The following is a 792-nucleotide window of genomic DNA, read 5'->3' as shown; positions in this document are numbered from 1 at the left end:
AAGTTGTTGAAGTAGGATACACCGATCCTGGTTCGGGGCCGGATTAGGCACCAGTGACCTCTGCCCAGACGCGGAAGGCCCGAGCGCGAGCCTGCCGACGATCGGAAGTGTGGATGGTGACAGGATGGCGGAAGAGATTTCACACCTGATCGTGAACAGAGAGGAAGCGTTGGGCCTGCCCGGCTGACTTGAAGCGCTTCATGATGCGCTCTCGCCGTCGGGTCGGCTGATGGCTGTTCTCTGCTCGATTGTTCAAGCCCCAATGCTGGCGATGTTCGACACCCAGCATAATCTCGCGCTTGGCCGCACCATAGCTGGCGAGTTTGTCCGTGATCATCACGCGTGGAGTGATACCCTGCTTCTTGAGTAGTTTCCGCATCAGACGCTTGGCTGCTTTGGTATTGCGACGGCTCTGAACCAGGATGTCGAGCACGACCCCATGTTGATCCACAGCTCTCCAGAGCCAATGCTTCCGACCAGAAATGCTGATGACAACCTCATCGAGGTGCCACTTGTCACCGGCTGCTGGCAGACGCCGGCGGATCTGGTTGGCAAAGCTCTGTCCGAACTTCAGCGCCCACTGCCGCACGGTCCCGCGGTTGACCAGGATACCTCGGGCGGCGAGCATCTCTTCGACCATGCGCAGGCGGAGCGGGAACCGGAAGTACAACTACACGGCATGGCTGATGACTTCAGCCGGGAAGCGATGACGGGCATCGCGGGGATGGCGAGACACGTTCATCCCATATCTATGTCAGCATCCCATCACTACCCGGTTAGGCTGACGGTGCC

Annotated in this window: 1 pseudogene; it reads right to left on the bottom strand. The window is 59.2% G+C overall.

Annotated elements, in window-relative coordinates:
* Positions 1 to 43: 43 nt before the first annotated feature.
* Positions 44 to 742 (bottom strand): annotated as a pseudogene (locus GR328_RS26545) (IS6 family transposase).
* Between the last annotated feature and the right edge of the window lie 50 nt (positions 743 to 792).

Origin of the sequence: Microvirga makkahensis, from assembly GCF_009830105.1 — a bacterium.
GTDB lineage: Bacteria > Pseudomonadota > Alphaproteobacteria > Rhizobiales > Beijerinckiaceae > Microvirga > Microvirga makkahensis.
The sequence above is the reverse complement of the archived record's forward strand: the minus strand, read 5'-3'. Positions and strand labels throughout refer to the sequence as shown.